Annotated in this window: 25 protein-coding genes; all 25 read right to left on the bottom strand. The window is 69.2% G+C overall.

Translation table 11 applies throughout. The features are described 5' to 3' along the window. Positions 1-2 precede the first annotated feature (2 nt). The 25 genes from rplN to pilM all read right to left on the bottom strand — a co-directional run bounded on the left by rplN (position 3) and on the right by pilM (position 19,700). The gene (rplN, locus tag ACO0E0_RS04530) at positions 3-371 is read right to left on the bottom strand and encodes a 50S ribosomal protein L14 (protein WP_055950891.1); all 369 of its coding nucleotides are present in this window, start codon (positions 369-371) and stop codon (positions 3-5) included. A gap of 33 nt (positions 372-404) precedes the next feature. After that, positions 405-698, bottom strand: coding sequence for a 30S ribosomal protein S17 (rpsQ, locus tag ACO0E0_RS04525; protein ID WP_422870208.1), 294 nt, complete (start codon positions 696-698; stop codon positions 405-407). Beyond that, positions 698-1,015: a 50S ribosomal protein L29 gene (gene rpmC / locus ACO0E0_RS04520; protein WP_422870207.1), complete on the bottom strand. Its 318-nt coding sequence runs from the start codon at positions 1,013-1,015 to the stop codon at positions 698-700. The genes rpsQ and rpmC overlap by 1 nt, the downstream gene beginning before the upstream one ends. After that, on the bottom strand, positions 1,015-1,434 hold the full coding sequence (gene rplP, locus ACO0E0_RS04515) for a 50S ribosomal protein L16 (protein WP_422870206.1): 420 nt from the start codon (positions 1,432-1,434) through the stop codon (positions 1,015-1,017). The genes rpmC and rplP overlap by 1 nt, the downstream gene beginning before the upstream one ends. 2 nt (positions 1,435-1,436) lie before the next feature. Beyond that, positions 1,437-2,249 carry a 30S ribosomal protein S3 gene (gene rpsC / locus ACO0E0_RS04510; RefSeq protein ID WP_422870205.1) on the bottom strand — a complete coding sequence of 271 codons (813 nt, stop codon included), beginning with the start codon at positions 2,247-2,249 and terminating at the stop codon, positions 1,437-1,439. Then, a complete protein-coding gene (gene rplV / locus ACO0E0_RS04505; RefSeq protein WP_422870204.1) occupies positions 2,249-2,641 on the bottom strand; it encodes a 50S ribosomal protein L22 in 393 nt (130 codons plus the stop codon). Before rplV ends, rpsC begins: the two co-directional genes overlap by 1 nt. A gap of 21 nt (positions 2,642-2,662) precedes the next feature. Then, entirely contained in the window at positions 2,663-2,944 is a 282-nt protein-coding gene (gene rpsS, locus ACO0E0_RS04500) for a 30S ribosomal protein S19 (protein WP_055950903.1), read from the bottom strand. A gap of 12 nt (positions 2,945-2,956) precedes the next feature. Then, complete coding sequence (rplB, locus tag ACO0E0_RS04495) at positions 2,957-3,796, bottom strand: 50S ribosomal protein L2 (protein ID WP_422870203.1); 840 nt, start codon at positions 3,794-3,796, stop codon at positions 2,957-2,959. Positions 3,797-3,815: 19 nt separating this feature from the next. Then, complete coding sequence (gene rplW / locus ACO0E0_RS04490; protein WP_422870202.1) at positions 3,816-4,115, bottom strand: 50S ribosomal protein L23; 300 nt, start codon at positions 4,113-4,115, stop codon at positions 3,816-3,818. Beyond that, the gene (rplD, locus tag ACO0E0_RS04485) at positions 4,112-4,771 is read right to left on the bottom strand and encodes a 50S ribosomal protein L4 (protein WP_422870201.1); all 660 of its coding nucleotides are present in this window, start codon (positions 4,769-4,771) and stop codon (positions 4,112-4,114) included. The genes rplW and rplD overlap by 4 nt, the downstream gene beginning before the upstream one ends. Positions 4,772-4,773: 2 nt before the next feature. Then, the gene (rplC, locus tag ACO0E0_RS04480; RefSeq protein ID WP_422870200.1) at positions 4,774-5,427 is read right to left on the bottom strand and encodes a 50S ribosomal protein L3; all 654 of its coding nucleotides are present in this window, start codon (positions 5,425-5,427) and stop codon (positions 4,774-4,776) included. A gap of 13 nt (positions 5,428-5,440) precedes the next feature. Next, the gene (gene rpsJ / locus ACO0E0_RS04475) at positions 5,441-5,749 is read right to left on the bottom strand and encodes a 30S ribosomal protein S10 (protein ID WP_055950912.1); all 309 of its coding nucleotides are present in this window, start codon (positions 5,747-5,749) and stop codon (positions 5,441-5,443) included. A 560-nt stretch (positions 5,750-6,309) separates the two neighbouring features. Then, positions 6,310-7,554 (bottom strand): hypothetical protein, encoded by a 1,245-nt coding sequence (locus tag ACO0E0_RS04470; RefSeq protein WP_422870199.1) that lies wholly within the window; start codon positions 7,552-7,554, stop codon positions 6,310-6,312. 101 nt (positions 7,555-7,655) lie between these two features. After that, a complete protein-coding gene (locus ACO0E0_RS04465; protein WP_422870198.1) occupies positions 7,656-8,465 on the bottom strand; it encodes a DarT ssDNA thymidine ADP-ribosyltransferase family protein in 810 nt (269 codons plus the stop codon). 91 nt (positions 8,466-8,556) lie between these two features. Further along, the gene (locus ACO0E0_RS04460) at positions 8,557-9,546 is read right to left on the bottom strand and encodes a DNA topoisomerase IB (RefSeq protein WP_422870197.1); all 990 of its coding nucleotides are present in this window, start codon (positions 9,544-9,546) and stop codon (positions 8,557-8,559) included. A 132-nt stretch (positions 9,547-9,678) separates the two neighbouring features. After that, a complete protein-coding gene (tuf, locus tag ACO0E0_RS04455; protein ID WP_422870196.1) occupies positions 9,679-10,869 on the bottom strand; it encodes an elongation factor Tu in 1,191 nt (396 codons plus the stop codon). A gap of 135 nt (positions 10,870-11,004) precedes the next feature. Further along, entirely contained in the window at positions 11,005-13,122 is a 2,118-nt protein-coding gene (fusA, locus tag ACO0E0_RS04450; RefSeq protein ID WP_422870195.1) for an elongation factor G, read from the bottom strand. A gap of 108 nt (positions 13,123-13,230) precedes the next feature. Next, positions 13,231-13,701, bottom strand: a complete 471-nt coding sequence (rpsG, locus tag ACO0E0_RS04445) for a 30S ribosomal protein S7 (protein WP_055950927.1) — start codon at positions 13,699-13,701, stop codon at positions 13,231-13,233. 4 nt (positions 13,702-13,705) lie between these two features. Further along, on the bottom strand, positions 13,706-14,074 hold the full coding sequence (gene rpsL, locus ACO0E0_RS04440; RefSeq protein ID WP_055950929.1) for a 30S ribosomal protein S12: 369 nt from the start codon (positions 14,072-14,074) through the stop codon (positions 13,706-13,708). A gap of 435 nt (positions 14,075-14,509) precedes the next feature. After that, positions 14,510-15,670 (bottom strand): hypothetical protein, encoded by a 1,161-nt coding sequence (locus tag ACO0E0_RS04435; protein ID WP_422870194.1) that lies wholly within the window; start codon positions 15,668-15,670, stop codon positions 14,510-14,512. 105 nt (positions 15,671-15,775) lie between these two features. Next, entirely contained in the window at positions 15,776-16,216 is a 441-nt protein-coding gene (locus ACO0E0_RS04430) for a DUF6121 family protein (RefSeq protein WP_422870193.1), read from the bottom strand. 38 nt (positions 16,217-16,254) lie between these two features. Further along, the gene (locus ACO0E0_RS04425) at positions 16,255-16,884 is read right to left on the bottom strand and encodes a CBU_0592 family membrane protein (RefSeq protein WP_422870192.1); all 630 of its coding nucleotides are present in this window, start codon (positions 16,882-16,884) and stop codon (positions 16,255-16,257) included. Between the two features lie 178 nt (positions 16,885-17,062). Then, positions 17,063-17,815: a hypothetical protein gene (locus ACO0E0_RS04420; protein ID WP_422870191.1), complete on the bottom strand. Its 753-nt coding sequence runs from the start codon at positions 17,813-17,815 to the stop codon at positions 17,063-17,065. Continuing rightward, the gene (locus tag ACO0E0_RS04415; protein ID WP_422870190.1) at positions 17,815-18,651 is read right to left on the bottom strand and encodes a hypothetical protein; all 837 of its coding nucleotides are present in this window, start codon (positions 18,649-18,651) and stop codon (positions 17,815-17,817) included. Before ACO0E0_RS04415 ends, ACO0E0_RS04420 begins: the two co-directional genes overlap by 1 nt. Then, positions 18,648-19,700: a type IV pilus assembly protein PilM gene (pilM, locus tag ACO0E0_RS04410; protein WP_422870189.1), complete on the bottom strand. Its 1,053-nt coding sequence runs from the start codon at positions 19,698-19,700 to the stop codon at positions 18,648-18,650. The genes ACO0E0_RS04415 and pilM overlap by 4 nt, the downstream gene beginning before the upstream one ends. Positions 19,701-19,708 lie beyond the last annotated feature (8 nt).

Here is a 19,708-nt window from a genome sequence, read left to right as displayed (position 1 = left end):
GACTAAATGACCTCCGGCGCCAGCGAGATGATCTTCATGAACTTCTTGTCGCGGAGCTCACGACCGACCGGCCCGAAGATTCGGGTGCCGCGGGGGTCGCCGTCCGCCTTGAGGATCACGGCTGCGTTCTCGTCGAACTTGATGTAGGAGCCGTCCGGACGACGGGTCTCCTTCTTGGTGCGAACGATGACCGCCTTGACGACGTCACCCTTCTTGACGTTGCCGCCGGGGATCGCGTCCTTGACGGTGGCGACGATGACGTCACCCAGACCGGCGTAGCGACGACCCGAGCCACCGAGCACGCGGATGGCCAGGATCTCCTTGGCTCCGGTGTTGTCGGCGACCTTGAGGCGGGATTCCTGCTGAATCACTGCTGTCTCCTATTTCCGCAAGCGGGCCGAGGCCTACTTGGCCTTCTCGAGGATCTCGACCAGGCGCCAGCGCTTGGAGGCGCTGAGGGGACGGGTCTCGCTGATGACGACGAGGTCGCCGATGCCGGCGGTGCCGAGCTCGTCGTGCGCCTTCACCTTGGAGGTGCGACGGATGACCTTGCCGTACAGGGGGTGCTTCACGCGGTCCTCGACCTCGACGACGATGGTCTTGTCCATCTTGTCGCTCGTGACGTAGCCACGACGGGTCTTGCGGTAGCCGCGAGTGACGGCCGCGGAGTCGACCTCAGTCTTCTTCTCGGTAGCCATTAGTTCTCCTCGGCAGTGGTCTCGGTCGACGCGTCCGACTTGTCGGCCTTCTTCGTCGACTTCTTCGCGGCCTTCGGGGCCTCGACGGGGGCGGGGGTGGCACGGATGCCGAGCTCGCGCTCACGCAGGACCGTGTAGATGCGAGCGATGTCGCGCTTGACGGCACGGAGACGCCCGTGGCTCTCGAGCTGGCCGGTGGCCGCCTGGAAGCGGAGGTTGAACAGCTCTTCCTTGGCCTTCTTGAGCTCGTCAGCGAGACGCTCGTCCTCGAAGGTGTCGAGCTCCGTCGGACGGAGCTCCTTGGAACCGATCGCCATTATGCGTCGCCCTCCTCGCGCTTGATGATGCGTGCCTTGAGGGGCAGCTTGTGGATTGCTCGGGTGAGCGCCTCGCGAGCGATGTCGTCGCTCACGCCGGAGAGCTCGAAGAGCACGCGACCCGGCTTGACGTTGGCAACCCACCACTCGGGGGAACCCTTACCGGAACCCATGCGGGTCTCGGCGGGCTTCTTGGTGAGCGGACGGTCCGGGTAGATGTTGATCCACACCTTGCCGCCACGCTTGATGTGACGCGTCATCGCGATACGAGCGGACTCGATCTGACGGTTTGTCACGTACGCCGGCGTGAGGGCCTGGATTCCGTAGTCACCGAACGACACCTTGGTGCCACCGGTCGCCTGACCGGAACGCTTCGGGTGGTGCTGCTTGCGGTGCTTGACTCGACGGGGGATAAGCATGGTTACGCCTCAACTCCTGCGCCGGCGGGCGCTTCCTGCGGAGCCTGCTGCTCGCGACGGTCGGCGCCACGGTCGCCACGAGGGCCACCGTCACGACGGTCGCGGCCGCCACGGCCGCCGTCACGACGCTCCGGACGGGACGAACGCTGGTTCGCCTGCTCGCGAGCGAGCTCCTTGTTGGTGATGTCGCCCTTGTAGATCCACACCTTCACGCCGATGCGACCGAACGTCGTCCGGGCCTCGTAGAAGCCGTAGTCGATGTTGGCGCGGAGCGTGTGCAGGGGCACGCGGCCCTCGCGGTAGAACTCCGAGCGGCTCATCTCGGCGCCGCCGAGACGGCCCGACACCTGGATGCGGACACCCTTGGCACCGGCGCGCTGGGCACCCTGGAGGCCCTTGCGCATCGCCCGACGGAACGCAACACGCGCGCTCAGCTGCTCGGCGATGCCCTGGGCGACCAGCTGTGCCTCGGTCTCGGGGTTCTTGACCTCGAGGATGTTCAGCTGGATCTGCTTGCCCGTGAGCTTCTCGAGGTCGCTGCGGATGCGCTCGGCCTCGGCGCCACGGCGCCCGATGACGATGCCGGGACGCGCCGTGTGGATGTCCACGCGGACGCGGTCACGGGTGCGCTCGAGCTCGATGCGGGCGACGCCGGCACGGTCCAGGGACTTGGTCAGCATCTGACGGATCCGGACGTCCTCGGCGACGTAGTCGCTGTAGCGCTGGCCCTTCTTCGTGCTGTCCGTGAACCAGTGCGAGACGTGGTCGGTGGTGATACCGAGACGGAAGCCGTACGGGTTGACCTTCTGGCCCATTACTTGCTCGCCTTCTTGCTCGTAGCGGCCGCCTCGACCTCATCCGGCGTCGCGAGGACGACCGTGATGTGGCTGGTGCGCTTGTTGATGCGGAAGGCCCGGCCCTGGGCACGCGGCTGGAACCGCTTCAGGGTGGTGCCCTCGTCGACGAAGACGCTGCTCACGTAGAGGTCGCGCTCGTCGAGGAAGCTGTTGCTGCTGTCTGCCTTGACCCGGGCGTTCGCGATCGCGGACGCAACGAGCTTGTAGACCGGCTCCGAAGCGCCCTGGGGGGCGAACTTCAGGATGGCCAGGGCCTCGTGAGCCTGCTTGCCCTTGATCAGGGCGATGACGCGACGGGCCTTCTGAGGCGTGACGCGGATGTGTCGCACGCGGGCGATCGACTCCACCATTTCTCTCCTCCTCCTGTCGCCTTAGCGGCGACGGCCCTTCTTGTCGTCCTTCACGTGGCCGCGGAAGGTGCGGGTCGGGGCGAACTCGCCCAGCTTGTGACCGACCATCGACTCGGTGACGAACACCGGGATGTGCTTGCGACCGTCGTGCACGGCGATCGTGTGCCCGAGCATGTTCGGGACGATCATCGAGCGACGCGACCACGTACGGATCACGTTCTTGGTGTTGGCCTCGTTCTGGGCAACGACCTTGCGAAGCAGGTGGTCGTCGACGAAGGGGCCCTTCTTCAGACTGCGTGGCATCTTCTACAACTCCTACTTGCGCTTCTTGCCGACGGTGCGACGACGGACGATCAGCTTGTCGCTGGGCTTGTTCGGCTTGCGGGTACGACCCTCGGCCTGGCCCCAGGGGCTCACGGGGTGACGACCACCGGAGGTCTTGCCCTCACCACCACCGTGCGGGTGGTCGATCGGGTTCATCGCGACACCACGGACGGTCGGGCGGACGCCCTTCCAGCGCATGCGCCCGGCCTTGCCCCAGTTGATGTTCGACTGCTCGGCGTTGCCGACCTCGCCGATCGTGGCGCGGCAGCGGGCGTCGACGTTGCGGACCTCGCCCGACGGCAGACGGAGCTGCGCGTACGGGCCGTCCTTGGCGACGAGACGCACCGAGGCGCCTGCGGAACGGGCCATCTTCGCGCCGCCACCGGGGCGGAGCTCGATGGCGTGGATGACCGTACCGACCGGGATGTTCCGGAGCGGCAGGTTGTTGCCGGGCTTGATGTCCGCGCCGGCACCGGACTCGACGACGTCGCCCTGCTTGAGGCGGTTCGGCGCGAGGATGTAGCGCTTCGTGCCGTCCACGAAGTGCAGGAGCGCGATGCGCGCCGTGCGGTTCGGGTCGTACTCGATGTGCGCGACCTTGGCGTCGACGCCGTCCTTGTCGTTGCGACGGAAGTCGATGAGGCGGTACTGGCGCTTGTGGCCACCACCGATGTGACGGGTCGTGATGCGTCCCGAGCTGTTGCGGCCACCGGTCTTCGGGAGCGGACGCAGCAGCGACTTCTCCGGGGTGGAACGCGTGATCTCGGCGAAGTCGGAGACCGACGAGCCGCGACGACCAGGGGTCGTCGGCTTGTAGTTGCGAATAGCCATGATTTATCCCTTACGGTCCTCAGCCGACAGCCGTGAAGATGTCGATCGAACCGGACTTGAGCGTGACGATGGCGCGCTTGGTGTCCTTGCGCTTGCCGGTCCCGAAACGCGTGCGGCGGGTCTTGCCCGGGCGGTTCAGCGTGTTGATGCCGGCGACCTTGACGTCGAAGATCTTCTCGATCGCGAACTTGATCTCGGTCTTGTTCGCCCGGGGGTCCACGATGAACGTGTACTTGCCCTGGTCGATGAGCGAGTAGCTCTTCTCCGAGACGACCGGCGCGATGATGATGTCGCGGGGGTCCTTGTTGTTGCCGCTCATGCGGTGATCTCCTTCGCGGACTTCGACGCCACGAACGCGTCGAGGGCGCTCTTGCTGAACACGATGTCGTCGGAGACGAGGACGTCGTAGGCGTTCAGCTGGCCGTACGTGAGCGCGTGGACGTTCGGCAGGTTGCGGACGCTCTTGAGTGCGACCTCGTCGTTGGCCTCGAGCACGACGAGCACGTGCTTCACCGGGGCGATCTTGGCGAGGAGCGCGAGGACCGTCTTGGTCGAGGGGACCTCGGCCTCGATGAACGACTCGACCGCGTGGATGCGGCCGCCGCGTGCGCGGTCGGACAGGGCACCGAGGGTCGCCTTGGCGATCATCTTCTTGGGGGTGCGCTGCGAGTAGTCGCGCGGGGTCGGTCCGTGGACGATGCCACCGCCGGTCATCTGGGGCGCGCGGATCGAGCCCTGACGAGCGCGACCGGTCCCCTTCTGCTTGAACGGCTTGCGGCCGGCGCCGGAGACCTCGCCGCGGCGCTTCACCTTGTGCGTGCCCTGACGCGCGGCGGCGAGCTGGGCGACGACGACCTGGTGGATCAGCGGGACGTTGGTCTCGACGTCGAAGATCTCGGCGGGGAGCTCGAAGGTGCCCGACTTCGCGCCGGACGCGTCGAGCACGTCGATCGTGGTTGCGGTCGTGGTGGCCATGCTCACTTACCCTTCACGGCGGTGCGGACGAAGACGATGCGGCCGCGAGCGCCGGGAACCGCGCCCTTGACGAGCAGCAGGCCCTTCTCGGCGTCGACGGCGTGCACCGTGAGGTTGAGGACGGTGACCCGCTCCCCACCCATGCGACCGGCCATGCGCATGCCCTTGAAGACGCGCGACGGGGTCGAGGAAGCGCCGATCGAGCCGGGCTTGCGGTGGTTGCGGTGCGCACCGTGGGATGCGGAGACGCCCTTGAAGTTGTGGCGCTTCATGACACCGGCGAAGCCCTTGCCCTTGCTGGTGCCGACGACGTCGACCTTCTGACCGGACTCGAACGTGTCGACGGTCAGCTCCTGGCCGAGTGCGTACTCGGCGGAGTCGGCGGTGCGGATCTCCGTGAGGTGGCGACGCGGGGTGACCCCGGCGGCCTCGAAGTGGCCGGTGGCCGGCTTGTTGACCTTACGCGGGTCGATCTGGCCGGCGGCGATCTGGATCGCTTCGTAGCCGTCCTTCTCGACGGTGCGCAGCTGGGTCACGACGTTCGGCGAGATCTCGACGACGGTGACCGGGATGAGCTTGTTGTTCTCGTCCCACACCTGGGTCATGCCGAGCTTCTTGCCGAGCAGGCCCTTGACGGTCTTGGTTGCAGTTGCCATCAGTGGTCGCCCCCTACAGCTTGATCTCGATGTTGACGTCGGCCGGCAGGTCGAGACGCATGAGCGAGTCCACGGCCTTGGGCGTCGGGTCGACGATGTCGATGACCCGCTTGTGCGTGCGCTTCTCGAAGTGCTCGCGCGAGTCCTTGTACTTGTGGGGAGAACGGATCACGACGACCACGTTCTTCTCGGTGGGGAGCGGCACCGGGCCGACCACGGTCGCACCGGCACGGGTCACCGTGTCGACGATCTTCCGGGCCGACGTGTCGATGACCTCGTGGTCGTACGACTTGAGCCGGATGCGGATCTTCTGTCCCGCCATGTTCTCTACTCTCTCTCTGCGCCGCGCACCGCTCGGACCGCCTGACGCCGCCGGGATGTGCTCGCGCACTCTCGGCCGTTTTCGGGGAATCACCGGCACCATCCGTGATGGGTGACCGCTGTTCTGCTGTGAACTGCCCGGTTGCGGTCCGTGTGGATCGCGGCCGGACGCCGTGTTCGACTCCGGGCACACGGGTGTCCCCGCGTTCCTGATGGAGTCGATTTCGTGTTCTTGCTGTCTGCGGCCCAAGCGCAACCGTCCTGAGAACGTGGCCTGTGCACTGCCATGACAGTGACCCGGCGAGCGCATGCGCCCGCGGAATTTGGAACCGGACAAGTCTCGCATAGCCGACGCCCACGTGCAACCCGGGCGTGTCGCGCACGGATCGCCGCACTTCCGCGGATCGCGAGCCTGTCGACGGTCGGTGGTGAGCCGGCCTGGAGGCCCGTCGCGCGCCTCCAGGCCGGCTCCCGTCGTCCAGGTGCGCACGAACCCGCCTCGACGGGCACCGAACCCGCGCGGACCGGTGCTCCCGGCACCGGCCGGTCGTCACCGGAGCATCAGCGGAGCGTCACCGACGTCGATCCGAGGTCGTGTCCGTCGGCATCCTGGGCCACGCGGATCCGCGCACCGCTCAACCCCTGCGTCGCGATGGTCCGCTGCCAGGTCCCTCGACCGACGACCGCGGTGACCGGCGCACCGTCGTCGTCGCGGAGCGGAGCGCCGTCGGCATGGGTGAACCGGACGGTCGCGCCGGGCTCGCCGGTCCCGACGAGCACGGCGCGCGTGGCGTCCTGCGACGACACCCGCGCCGTGGGCGGGATCGGCACGGTGACGCTGATGCGGGTGCGACCGACCTCGGTGTCGCCGTCCCGCGTGACGACCTGCACGGTGTACAGCCGGGTGCCGTCTGCAGGCACCGGGATCGCGGCGTGCCAACGGCCGTCGTCGACCACCGCCACGACCGGCTGCCCGGACCCGTCGGCGATCGCGGCACCGGACTCGTCCTCGAGCGCGATCACGGTCCCGCTCGGAGCCCGGCCCGCGACCCGGACCGTGCCCTCCGGGACGTCGACCTGACTCGTGACGTCGGTGGCCGGAGCCTCCACCCGGTAGGACTCGTCCACGCCGCCGTTCAGGGCCCCGTCGAAGTGCTGCTCGGCCGCCACGTGGTGCACCCCGTAGGCCAGGTCGTCGAGGGTGTACCACCATCGGCCGTCGGCGCCGGCCTTCGCGCTCCCGACACGCTCACCGTCGACCCGCAGGACGATCCTGGCCTCCGGCACGCCCTCACCCGCGAGGGCGATGGTCCGCGCGGACCCGTCGACCGTGGCACGCATGACGGGCGGGGTGAGGATCCGGACCTCGACGCGGACGTCGATCGGAGTCCAGTCGCCCGACTGTGCGACCTGCAGGACGTGCACGCCCGCCTGGACGCGGACGGCCGACCGCCACGTGCCGTCCGCGCCGACGATCGCCGAGGCCGGCTCGACGAGGTCGCCACCGACGAACACCGCCCGTCCCGGGCTGCCGGTCCCGGCGAGCACGACGCGGCCGATCCCGTGCTGCACGGCGACCACCCGCGCCGTGAGGGCAGGCGCAGCGTGTTCCGTCGTCGTCGGCGCCGGGGTGGCCGATGCGGGGGCAGTCGGTGCCGCGGACACGGATGCTGCGGACGCGGGGGTCGCTGCAGCACCGGCGATGAGGCTCGAGGCGAGTGTCGTGCCGACCAGGACGGCCGTGCGGACACGGATGGTGCGGATGGTGCGGATGGTGCGGATGGTGCGGATGGTGCGGATGGTCATGGTGCTCCCGTTCCGGCACGCGTCGATGCATGCCGGAAGTCATCATCACACCGTCATGTGACATCCATGTTTCAGTTGCAGCGGTGTTGCCGAGAACGAAGTCAGACGGCCTCCGCGGGAGCGGGCCGGAACCACGGCGGGAAGATCGCGACCCGCGGGACGTGGCCACCGGCGTCCGCGAGCAGAGCGCGGACGTCGTCGCGCATCCGGTCGTTCGGCACCCCGATGACCGCCACCGAGGTGAACGGCACGCTCGGACCGGCGAGCAGCTCGGCGTGCAGCATCTCCGGGTCCTTGACCGCAGCTCGGCGGAGCAGGGCCGTGGCAGCGTCCGGGCCGACGGCGAACCGCGCCGTCGGGTCGTCCGCGGTGGTGTCGCTGAGGATCACCGAGTCGCCGAACGCAGGAGTCGGGACGACGAGCATCACGAAGTCAGTGCCGCGGGCCCGACGCGCGGACTCCGACCAGCGGGGCTCTGTCGCACCGGATCGCACCTGGTCCCACGCGGCAGCGTCGGCACTCAGCTCGAACGGGACGTGCTCGGCGACCGAGGAGCCGTCCGGCGTCGCTGTCGCGGACCGCGCCGCGCGGGTGTCCGGTGCGCTGACGTCGATGTCCGGCGTCGCGGAGGTGGACGCGAGGATCGCGTTGTCGGCCACGATGCCGCCGAGGTTGTCGAGGTGCGTCCAGTGGTGCGCTCGGAGCGCAGAGAACACGCGCACCGGGAGTTCCGGGGCGGCGGCCGAGGCACCGCGCTTGGCGGCCGCGGACGGCTTCTCCGAGCGCAGTGAACTCGAGACGCGGGTCCGGCGCGGGGCCGGGGTCTTCGGCGCGTCGGCCGACTCGGGACGCTGCCGGGGGGAGCAGATGTCGCAGAGCTCGGTCGGGAATCCGTGGATGCACTCGGTCACGCGGGGCCCTCGTCCTTCCGTGCCGGGTTCGGGATCGAACGGCACGGGTACCAAACCTACGTCACGAAACCGTGCACCCGGGCCACGGGCGTCAATCTGTGGACAGATCGCGGTACAGCAGCGCGCGCACCTCGGACTCCGCGGACCCGGTCCGCGCGGGATCGATCGTCTCGCCGTGCGCGTACGCATCGAGGAGCCGCGGGTCGATGTAGCTCTGCCTGGCGACCGTCGGCGTGTTCCCGAGGACCCCGGCCGCGACCTGCACGGCGTGTGTCACCGCCTTGGCGCGTGCCCGCTCGCCCCGCTGCGGACCAGCGCGCGCCAGGTCCACCGCGGCCGCCACGGTGCCGTGCAGGGTGCGGAAGTCCTTCGCGGTGAACGCGTCGCCCGCACGCTCCTTGACGTAGTCGTTGATCTCGTCGGCGCCCAGCGGCTGCCAGGCCTCCCCGGCGGCCGGCCGGTACGAGAGCAACCGTGCGGTGGGGCCTCGACGCTTCATGCCGACGAGCACCCGGGCGAGGTCGTGGTCGGAGATGCTCGACGACCACTCCTGGTGGCTCTTCCCCGGGAACGCGAGCTCGATCTCGTCGCCGGAGACGTGCACGTGTGCGCAGAGGAGCGTCGACAGACCGTGACTGCCGTGCTGTTCGGCATACCGCTCCGACCCGACGCGCAGCGAGCCCTGGTCGAGCATCCGGAACGCGGCGGCGAGCGCGCGCTGGCGGTCGGGTTCCGGTCGTCGGAGATCGATGGTCACGCCACGGCGCGCCACCGGGAGGGACTCCGCGAGTGCCAGAGCCCGGTCGTACTTGATCCGGTCCATCCGTTCCCGCCACGACGGGTGGTAGATGTACTGTCGCCGACCGGCCGCGTCGGTGCCGGTCGCGAGGACGTGTCCGTTCTCGTAGGGCGAGATCCAGACGTCGTTCCAGGCCGGCGGCACGGCGAGCTCCTCGAGGCGCCGCCGGACGTCGGGGTCGGTGACGGTCGCTCCGTCCGGGTCGCGGTAGGAGAACCCCGTCCCGGATCGGACGCGGTGGTACCCACGGCCGGACGTTCTGGAGCGGCGGAGTCTGGTCACCGATCGAGTCAACTCCACCGCGCGTCCGCGTGGGTGGGAGACACCCTGCCGCAGACCGGGCGGGCGGTCCCGCCCAGACGACGAAAGGGGCCGGACCCGAAGGCCCGACCCCTTGTCGCGTGGTGCGGAGTGTTACTTGACGATCTTCTCGACCGTGCCGGCGCCCACCGTACGACCACCTTCACGGATGGCGAAACGGAGGCCCTCTTCCATCGCGATCGGCTGGATCAGCTCGACCGAGATCGACGTGGTGTCGCCGGGCATGACCATCTCGGTGCCCTCGGGCAGCGTGATGACGCCGGTGACGTCCGTCGTGCGGAAGTAGAACTGCGGGCGGTAGTTCCCGTAGAACGGGTTGTGACGGCCGCCCTCGTCCTTGGACAGGATGTAGACGTTCGCGGTGAACTCGGTGTGCGGGGTGACCGAACCGGGCTTGACGATGACCTGGCCGCGCTGGACGTCCTCGCGCTTGGTGCCGCGGAGGAGCAGACCGGTGTTGTCACCGGCCTGCGCGGAGTCGAGCAGCTTGCGGAACATCTCGATGCCCGTGACCGTGGTCTTGACGGTCGGGACGATGCCGACGATCTCGACTTCCTCGTTCACGTTGAGCTGACCGCGCTCGACACGACCGGTGACGACGGTTCCACGACCGGTGATCGTGAAGACGTCCTCGACGGGCATGAGGAACGGCTGGTCGGTCGCACGGACCGGCTCCGGGACGCTCTCGTCGACGGCGGCCATGAGGTCGGCGACCGACTGGCCCCACTTCTCGTCGCCCTCGAGCGCCTTGAGCGCCGAGACCTGCACGACGGGCGCGTTGTCGCCGTCGAACTCCTGGCTCGAGAGGAGCTCGCGGACCTCGAGCTCGACGAGCTCCATGATCTCCTCGTCGTCCACCATGTCGGCCTTGTTCAGCGCGACGACGATGTACGGGACGCCGACCTGGCGGGCGAGCAGGACGTGCTCACGCGTCTGGGGCATCGGGCCGTCGGTGGCGGCGACCACGAGGATCGCGCCGTCCATCTGGGCCGCACCGGTGATCATGTTCTTCACGTAGTCGGCGTGACCAGGGGCGTCGACGTGCGCGTAGTGGCGCTTGTCGGTCTGGTACTCGACGTGCGAGATGTTGATCGTGATGCCACGCGCCTTCTCTTCCGGCGCGTTGTCGATCTGGTCGAACGCCGAGGCGGTGTTGAGGTCCGGGAACTTGTCGTGCAGGACCTTGGTGATCGCCGCCGTCAGCGTGGTCTTGCCGTGGTCGACGTGACCGATGGTTCCGATGTTGACGTGCGGCTTGGTCCGCTCGAACTTGGCCTTGGCCACTGTGGGTCCTCCTCAGGACTCGGATGCGGTCCGCCGGTCGTGCCGGGGTCCGCGAGTTGGTGTGTTCTTACTTTACTTGGTGGCGAGGGGGCCGTCGCCGGCCGCCCTCGCCTGTGGAGAGCAACGCTCCGGGCGCTACTCGCCCTTGCTCTTCTGCACGATCTCGTCGGCCACGGCGCGGGGCACCTCGGCGTAGGAGTCGAACGTCATCGAGTAGACGGCACGACCAGAGGTCTTCGACCGGAGGTCGCCGACGTAGCCGAACATCTCGGACAGCGGCACGTTCGCACGGACCACCTTGACGCCGGAGGCGTCCTCCATCGAGGAGATCTGCCCACGACGGGAGTTCAGGTCGCCGATCACGTCGCCCATGTACTCCTCGGGCGTCCGCACCTCGACGGCCATCAGCGGCTCGAGGAGCACGGGGTCCGCGCGACGGGCAGCTTCCTTGTAGGCCATCGAGCCGGCGATCTTGAACGCCATCTCGGAGGAGTCGACGTCGTGCGCGGCACCGTCGAGCAGCGAGGCGCGGACGCCCACCGTCGGGAACCCGGCCAGGATGCCGACCTGCATGGCGTCCTGGATGCCCGCGTCGACCGAGGGGATGTACTCGCGCGGGATCCGGCCACCCGTGACCTTGTTCTCGAACTCGTAGACCTTCTCTGCGGTGACCTCCATCGGGTGGAGCGCGATCTGCACCTTGGCGAACTGGCCCGACCCACCGGTCTGCTTCTTGTGGGTGTAGTCGTACCGCTCGACCGGCTTGCGCAGCGTCTCGCGGTAGGCGACCTGCGGCTTGCCGACGTTCGCCTCGACGTGGAACTCGCGCTTCATGCGGTCGACCAGGATGTCGAGGTGGAGCTCGCCCATCCCCTTGATCACGGTCTGGCCCGTCTCGACGTTGAGCTCGACGCGGAACGTCGGGTCCTCTTCGGCGAGCTTCTGGATGGCCAGCGAGAGCTTCTCCTGGTCCTGCTTGGTCTTCGGCTCGATGGCGACCTCGATGACCGGCTCCGGGAACGTCATGGACTCGAGGACGATCTGGTCCTGCGGGTCGCACAGCGTGTCACCGGTGGTCGTGTCCTTGAGACCGATCACGGCGTAGATGTGCCCGGCGGTGACGTTGTCGACCGGGTTCTCCTTGTTGGAGTGCATCTGGAAGATCTTGCCGATGCGCTCCTTCTTGCCCTTGGTCGAGTTGACGACCTGGGCACCGGACTCGATCGAGCCGGAGTAGACGCGCACGTAGGTGAGGCGACCGAAGAACGGGTGCACCGCGACCTTGAACGCCAGCGCCGAGAACGGCTCCGTCGCCTCGGGCTTGCGGATGATGATCTTCTCTTCGTCCTTGACGTCGTGGCCCTCCATGGGAGGGACGTCGAGCGGGGACGGGAGGTAGTCGATCACGGCGTCGAGCATCGGCTGGACACCACGGTTCTTGAACGCGGAGCCGCACAGCACCGGGTACAACGTGCTGTTGACGGTCAGGGCACGGATCGCGTGCTTGATCTCGGCCACCGAGAAGTCGGTGTCACCGTCGAGGAACCGCTCGAGCAGTGCGTCGTCGGCCTCGGCCACGCGCTCGATGAGCTTCAGGCGGTACTCGTCGGCCTTGTCCTTGAGGTCGGCCGGGATCTCCTCGATCTCGTACTTCGCGCCCATCTCGACGTCACCCTTGGCGTCACCGCGCCAGGTGAGCGCGCGCATCTCGACCAGGTCGACGACGCCCTCGAACGAGGACTCCGCGCCGATCGGGAGCTGGAGCACGAGCGGCTCCGCGCCGAGACGGTTCACGATGGTGTCGACCGTGAAGTAGAAGTCCGCGCCGAGCTTGTCCATCTTGTTGACGAAGCAGATGCGCGGGACGTCGTACTTGTCGGCCTGGCGCCAGACGGTCTCGGACTGGGGCTCGACGCCCTCTTTCCCGTCGAACACCGCGACGGCACCGTCGAGGACGCGGAGCGAGCGCTCCACCTCGACCGTGAAGTCGACGTGCCCGGGGGTGTCGATGATGTTGATCTGGTTCTTGTTCCAGAAGCACGTGGTCGCGGCGGACGTGATCGTGATGCCGCGTTCCTGCTCCTGCGCCATCCAGTCCATCGTCGCTGCGCCGTCGTGCACCTCACCGATCTTGTGGGTGATCCCCGTGTAGAACAGGATGCGCTCGGTGGTGGTGGTCTTGCCGGCATCGATGTGGGCCATGATGCCGATGTTGCGGACCTTGTTCAGGTCGGTGAGCACGTCCTGTGCCACAGGGTTCCTCCGAGAGAGTTGTGGGAGTTGAGCGTTCCGTCCGGGACGCCGCGTGTGATGTCGCCAGCGCCCCGGACGGAGCGGTTGCTGTTGCCAGCGGTGCTCCGTCTACCAGCGGTAGTGGGCGAAGGCCTTGTTCGACTCGGCCATCTTGTGGGTGTCCTCACGGCGCTTGACCGCGGCACCGAGACCGTTGGACGCGTCGAGGATCTCGTTCATGAGACGCTCGGTCATCGTCTTCTCGCGGCGGGCCTTGGCGTACGAGGTGAGCCACCGGAGCGCGAGGGTGTTCGCACGGTGCGGCTTGACCTCGACGGGCACCTGGTAGGTCGAACCACCGACGCGGCGCGACCGGACCTCGAGGGTCGGGCGCACGTTGTCGAGGGCCTTCTTGAGCGTGACGACCGCGTCCTGCTGGTTCTTGGCGGTCACGCCTTCGAGAGCACCGTAGACGATGCGCTCGGCGAGGCCCTTCTTGCCGTCGAGCAGGATCTTGTTGACGAGCTGGCTGACGATCGGCGCACCGTAGACCGGGTCGGCGACGACGGGGCGCTTGGGGGCTGGTCCCTTACGAGGCATGGTCTCAACCCTTCTTCGCGCCGTACAGGCTGCGGGCCTGCTTGCGGTTCTTGACGGCCTGGGTGTCGAGCGCACCACGGACGATCTTGTAACGGACACCGGGGAGGTCCTTCACACGACCACCGCGGACGAGCACCATCGAGTGCTCCTGGAGGTTGTGGCCTTCACCGGGGATGTAGGCGGTGACCTCGGTGCCGTTGCTCAGCTTGACGCGAGCGACCTTGCGCAGTGCCGAGTTCGGCTTCTTGGGGGTGGTGGTGTACACGCGGGTGCACACGCCACGCTGCTGGGGGTTCGACTTGAGGGCGGGCGCCTTGGTCTTGACGACCTTCGGCGTGCGACCCTTGCGAACGAGTTGCTGGATGGTAGGCAACTGCTGCTCCTGGTTCTGCTCGATTCCCTGGCCGACGGGTCCGCCGGCTCCTCGTCCCACGGCGCACGGAGTTCGACGCGGTTCGCGTGTCGATCCCGGACAGCCGATGCACCTGGCCGACGATTCCAATCATCGGGACCCGGTCGGTGACCGCTCTCGCGCATCACCCGGACGGATGGTCCACCGGCCGATTCGACCGGGTGGATTTCTGGGCGCGTCGTAAGACGCACACCCGAGCAAGCCTACCGGGGGCACTGGTGTTAATCAACTGACCGCGGGCCCGCCCGCACCGCGCGGGCGGGTGCCGTGAACGCCGTCGGCGAACGCGACGCGCTGGAGCGGACGACGGACGGGAGGCGCGGCACCGACCCGACCCGAGCCTCCAGTCCGACAGCGGTGCAGGCCCGCCGCGAGCCGCGCTCCAGGACCGGCTCCTCAGGAGTCGGCGGTGCCGCCACCGGCGGCGACCACCGCCGGTGCGAAGGTCGCGCCGGCGTCGGTGAACCCGGTGATCAGGCCATCCGCGGAGAACGAGACGGGTCCGGCCCGCCCGGTCCCGGACCCGGCCGCGCTCGTGAAGTCGGCCGTGAAGGTCGCGGACCCCGGGGTGGTCGTCCGGACCGCCCAGCCGCGACCCGACCAGTCGCCGATCGAGGCCACGGGGCGGGTGTCGAGCGTCCAGCGCTCGTTCGTGTAGACCGCGTCCGGCGAGTCCCCGTACGCCGAGAAGCTGCAGCCCGACGGTGCGAGGTCAGTCTGTGCGACGCACCCGTCCACCCAGCCGTCGACCGCCTCCGTCGCGGCCTGTCGGCCGGCGGCGGTGAGCGTCGTCCGGACCTCGACGGCGTCGGACCTGGCCGACGTGAAGCCCGCGACGCTCGCGTGCTCGGAGGTCGCGGTGAACCACCTGCTCGCCCCGATCCCGACGTCGTACGCGCCGGGGAGCGCCAGGACCCGCGCGACGCCCCCGCTCGTCGGCACCCGGACGCCGTCGATCTCGACGGGCGTCCCCTGCGGGCCGTCGACGCGGACCTCGATGGAGCCGAGCGTCAGGTCCGCGATGCGCCACGTCGAGAAGAACACGTCCGCCGAACCGGTCCGCTGCAGGTGGAACGTCTGCGGCACGGCGCGCCCGGCCTGTGTGAGCAGCGCGGTGACGTCCGCCGAGCCGGTGGCCGGGTCGGTGCTCGTGGCCAGGATCCGCCATGACGAGATCCGGTCCGCGGCCGCGGCGTACGCGGCGTCGGTGAGGAGCGGCTGGCCGGCGGTCGGGGTGTGCGCGAGCACGAGCGCCCGCTCCGCGTGGCCGGCTCGGAGCTGCTCGAGGAACGCCTCGACCTGCCGGGCCGGAGCGTGCTCGCGCGCACCGGAGGCGTAGCCGATCGAGCCGAGCACGACGACCAGCACGAGGACGAGTGCCCCGCCGACGACGCCGAGGAGCATCGCGCGGGTGGGCCGGCGGCGCGCACGCCGCCCGGTCGTCCCGGCGAGCGGCACCCCGCCGACCGCGGCGACGCTCGGCGTCATCCGCCAGCCGGCATCGTCGGCAGGGCTGGATCCAGCCGGGTGGCGGTCCCGTTCGAGGTCGTCGTTCATGCTCCCCGTCCTGCTCCCCCGGTCTCCGTCGTGTGGTCGTTCAGCGTGCCCTCCGCAGCATCGGTGCTCGCCGCACCGGTGTCCGCCGCATCGGTGTCCGCCGCATCACTGTCCGCCGCGTGAGGCCCCGGCGCGGCGGTGCTCGTGTCGGCCGACGGCGATCGCGCCGACCACGACGACCAGGGCGATCACCACGGTCCCGACGACGAACGGCCCGAGGGCGTACGCGGCCGGGAACACGACGAGCTGCGCGACGTCTCCACGGACGAGCGTGTACCCGAGCGAACCGACCCCGAGCATCACGAGGTACGCGGTCGCAGCGCCGACGAGCCCGCTGCCGACCGGCGAACCACGCTGCGCGCCGAACGCCGTGGCGCAGAACACGACGATCGCGACCGCGGTCACCATCGCCGGACCGAGGTAGGGGGTGGCGTCGGACTGGCTGATGACCTCGGTGGCCGACATGAGGCTCTCGATCCCGGTGACGGCGATCACGAGCGCGACGAACAGCACTGTCGTCATCGTCGCCAACAGCCATCGGGACATGGGTCGATCCTAGCCGTGGCGGTGCCCCGGTGGAGCGCTCAGACCGGCGTGCGCGCCGCGGGCTGCGTCCGGTCCGCGGGCTGCGTGCCGCGGGCGAGCTGCGCGTCGGGTCGGGCGCCGAGCTGCGCGGCGAGGTTCGCGGCGAGCCGACGCTCGGCACCGTCCCGGGCTGCGGTGGCGAGGGCGACGGCGATCGCCGCCGTCACCACCGGGACGCTGTCGGACATCGCGCCGGACGGCCCGCGACCGGAGTGGAGGGTCGGCTCGGCCTCCACGGGCTGCGTCGCGGACCCGCGGAGCGCCGGGCCGATGACGGGGAGCACCAGGGTCGTCGCGGGGAGCTCCACGGCGGCCTCGGTGGACGCGTGTCCGGTCTCGCCCGCGGCGCGTCCCGTGACGTGCGCGCCGTCCGCGGCGAGCCCGGCGCGCCGCCGAGCAGCCCACATGCGGACGAGGACGACCGCGGCGATGACCGCCCAGATGCCGTTCACGAGGGTCGACGGGAGCGCGTGGTGTGCGGCCACGTTGACGGTGATCGCGAGTGCTCCGACGAGGTTGACGGTCTGGTACACGACGCCGTTCGGGAGTCGGCCCGCGGAGAACAGCAGGTACCCGACGAGGATGGTCACCGCCCCGAACCACCCGAGCGACTCGATCACCACACCCATGCTGCTGCACCTTCCAGGACGACGAACGGCGCCCGGGATCGACCGGGCGCTCGGTGTTCGTGGGAGACGTCGCGCGCGAGCACGCCGACGGACGATCGTAGGCACGGCCGAGCGTCGGACGGAAGCGGCCACGGCGTGCCGCGACCCCCGTCTTCAAGGGTCGTCGCGGTCGGGTGCGTCAGCCGTTCGTGGCGGCCGTGCCGGCCGAGGGCTGCGCGGTCGCGGCCGTGTCGAGCACGTAGATGTAGCCGGCGAGCGTCCACACCGCGTCCGCGTCGGCCGAGGTTGTCGATCCGGACTCATCGCCCGAGGACTTCGGGGCCGAGTTGATGGAGTTCACCAGGAACAGGCGCGTGCCGGTCTGCACGGCCTTCGTGAACGCGAGCGCGTCGGAGTAGGACCCCTCGACCGAGACGCTGACCGGGATGACGGTGAAGTTCGAGCTCGTGATGGCCTCGTTCGTCACGGTGGCGGGACCGGTCGGCGTGGGGGACGGGGTGGCGGTCGCCGAGGTCGAGGGCGAGGCCGAGGGCGACGCGGAGGCCGTCGGGGTCGTGTCGGTGCCGGCCGCTGCCTGGCCCGGAGCGGTGTAGGCCGCAGGGTCGGAGAACGTGACCGCGGTGACGGTCACGCCGGCGCCGTCCGCCGCGCTGCCGAGGGCCTTGACGAACGACGGGGTGTCCGGGGTGGACGGGATCGACGCCGAGAGCGTCGCCAGTTCCGACCGCATGCCGTCCAGCTTGGTGAACTGCTTCTCGAGCCGCTTGAGCTCGGTGCGGTTGGTGGCGTTCGTCGACTCGATCGTGGCGCGCTGGGTGTCGTTCGCGGCCGCGGACGCCAGCTGGGGTTGGACGCCGAGGAAGAAGCCCCCGGCGAGCACCACGACAGCGGCGACGATCGCGACGACGAACGACAGCTTGTTCCGGTTCATCACTTGTCCTCCGCGTACTTGTCGTCGTACGCCTTCTCGTTGATGTGCAGCGTGATCGACGCGCGGTAGCCCGTGGCGCCGTCGCCGGTCTGCTTGGTGATCGTCGTGATGGTGGAGTCCACGTAGCCCCGGAGCTTCGACAGACGCTCGGTCCAGTCCGGCACCGACGGGAGGGAGGCGCTGACGACCTTGATGTCGACTGTCGCGACCCGCTCACCCTGCAGCGGCACCTTGGCCTGCTCGAACGTCGCCATCGGCACGGCGGAGTCGATCGTGAGTCCGCCGATCGCGACGTCACTCGGCAGGTACCCCTGCACCTCGGTCAGGTACTTCTGCCAGTCGATCTCAGTGGACCCTCCGACCTGCTGCCCGGCTTCGATGAGCGTCGACTGGCGCTCGACGTCGCGGACCTCGGAGTACTTCTGCTGCTGCAGGAGCAGCGAGTTCGTCTCGTCCTGCGCCGCCTTCAGGTCGCTCCCCGAACGGACCGAGTTGACCGTCGCCCCGCCGATCAGCAGCACGGTCACCACGGCGACCACCACGACGCCGAGCCATGCGCGCCGCGCGGTCGCCCGAGCGCGGCGGTCCACGTGGACCTCCTTGGGGAGGAGGTCCACCCGTGGATCCCGACCGACCGCGGTCGTCGAGGCCGCCGTGCGCTTCGGAGGACGACCTCCGGACGGACCGAACTCGCCGGGTCCGTCCTGGGGCGGCTGGGGTGGGACGTCCGCCCCCCCGGAGTCGCCGCGCCGCCGGAGCCGGTTCTTCTTCGTGCCCTGGGCGGCGGGGGGCCGCTGCTTCTGCTCCTTGCGGACGTCCGCTGACGTACGGCTCATGCTGCCCTGCTTCCCACCGCGAGCCCGTAGGCGACGGCGATCGAGGCGCCACGGATGGCGATGTCCTGCTGACTGATCGACTTCGCGACCGAGGCGCCGGCGAAGGCGTTCCCGATCACGACGGGGAGACGCGTGAACTCGGAGAGCGCGTCCCCGAGCCCTGGCATCGACGACCCGCCGCCGGAGAGCACGACCTGTGCGACCGGCTCGTTCGGGTGGGTGTTCACGAAGTAGTTGATGGTGTTCCGGAGGCTCGAGAGGAGTTCGTTCACGGACTCGTACGTGATGGCGATCGCGCGGTTGTCATCGAGGGTCTTCGCGTTGGAGCCGATGCCGAGGTGGCGCTTGACGGCCTCGGCCTGCTCGGACGGGATCTCGAGGCGGGCGCTGAGCGTCTTCGTGATGTCGTCGCCGCCCGTCGGGATGATGCGGACGAACTGCGGGACGCCGTTCGTGGCGATGACGACGCAGGTGGTGTCGGCACCGAGCTCGACCAACGCGACCGTGCCGGGGAGCTTGGGGCGGGTCACGAGCACGCGGCTCAGCGCGAACGGGATGAGGTCGACACCGGCGGGGTTCAACCCCGCGAGCTGGACCGCTTTCACGTTCTGCAGGACGGCGTCCTTGACGGCGGCGATGAGCAGACCGTTCACGACCGGACCGTTCTCGGCCATGCCCTCGGACGTCGGGTAGAAGTCGAGGATGGCGTCGACCACGGGCACCGGGAGCATGTCCTGCACCTGGAAGGGCAGGCTCTCGCGGATCTGCGTGAGCGGAGCCCGCGGGACGGTGAGGTCGCGGGAGAGCACGCGCTGGTTGCCCATGCCGAGGACGACGTCCCGCGACCGGAACTTGCCGAGCGACCAGAGCTGCTTGAGCGCCCCGGCAACGGTGTTCGGTTCGAGCACCTCGCCACGGCTCACCGACCCCGCGGGGGTGGGGACCTCGGCGAACCGGAGGACGGTCGGACGACCCTTGTCCGCGTCTGCGACCTCGACCGCCCGGATCGATGTCCCGGCGATGTCGAGTCCGACGATGCTCTTGCCCATGTCAGTCG

It is taken from the genome of Curtobacterium phyllosphaerae (assembly GCF_049341865.1).
Lineage (GTDB): Bacteria > Actinomycetota > Actinomycetes > Actinomycetales > Microbacteriaceae > Curtobacterium > Curtobacterium phyllosphaerae.
The sequence above is the reverse complement of the archived record's forward strand: the minus strand, read 5'-3'. Positions and strand labels throughout refer to the sequence as shown.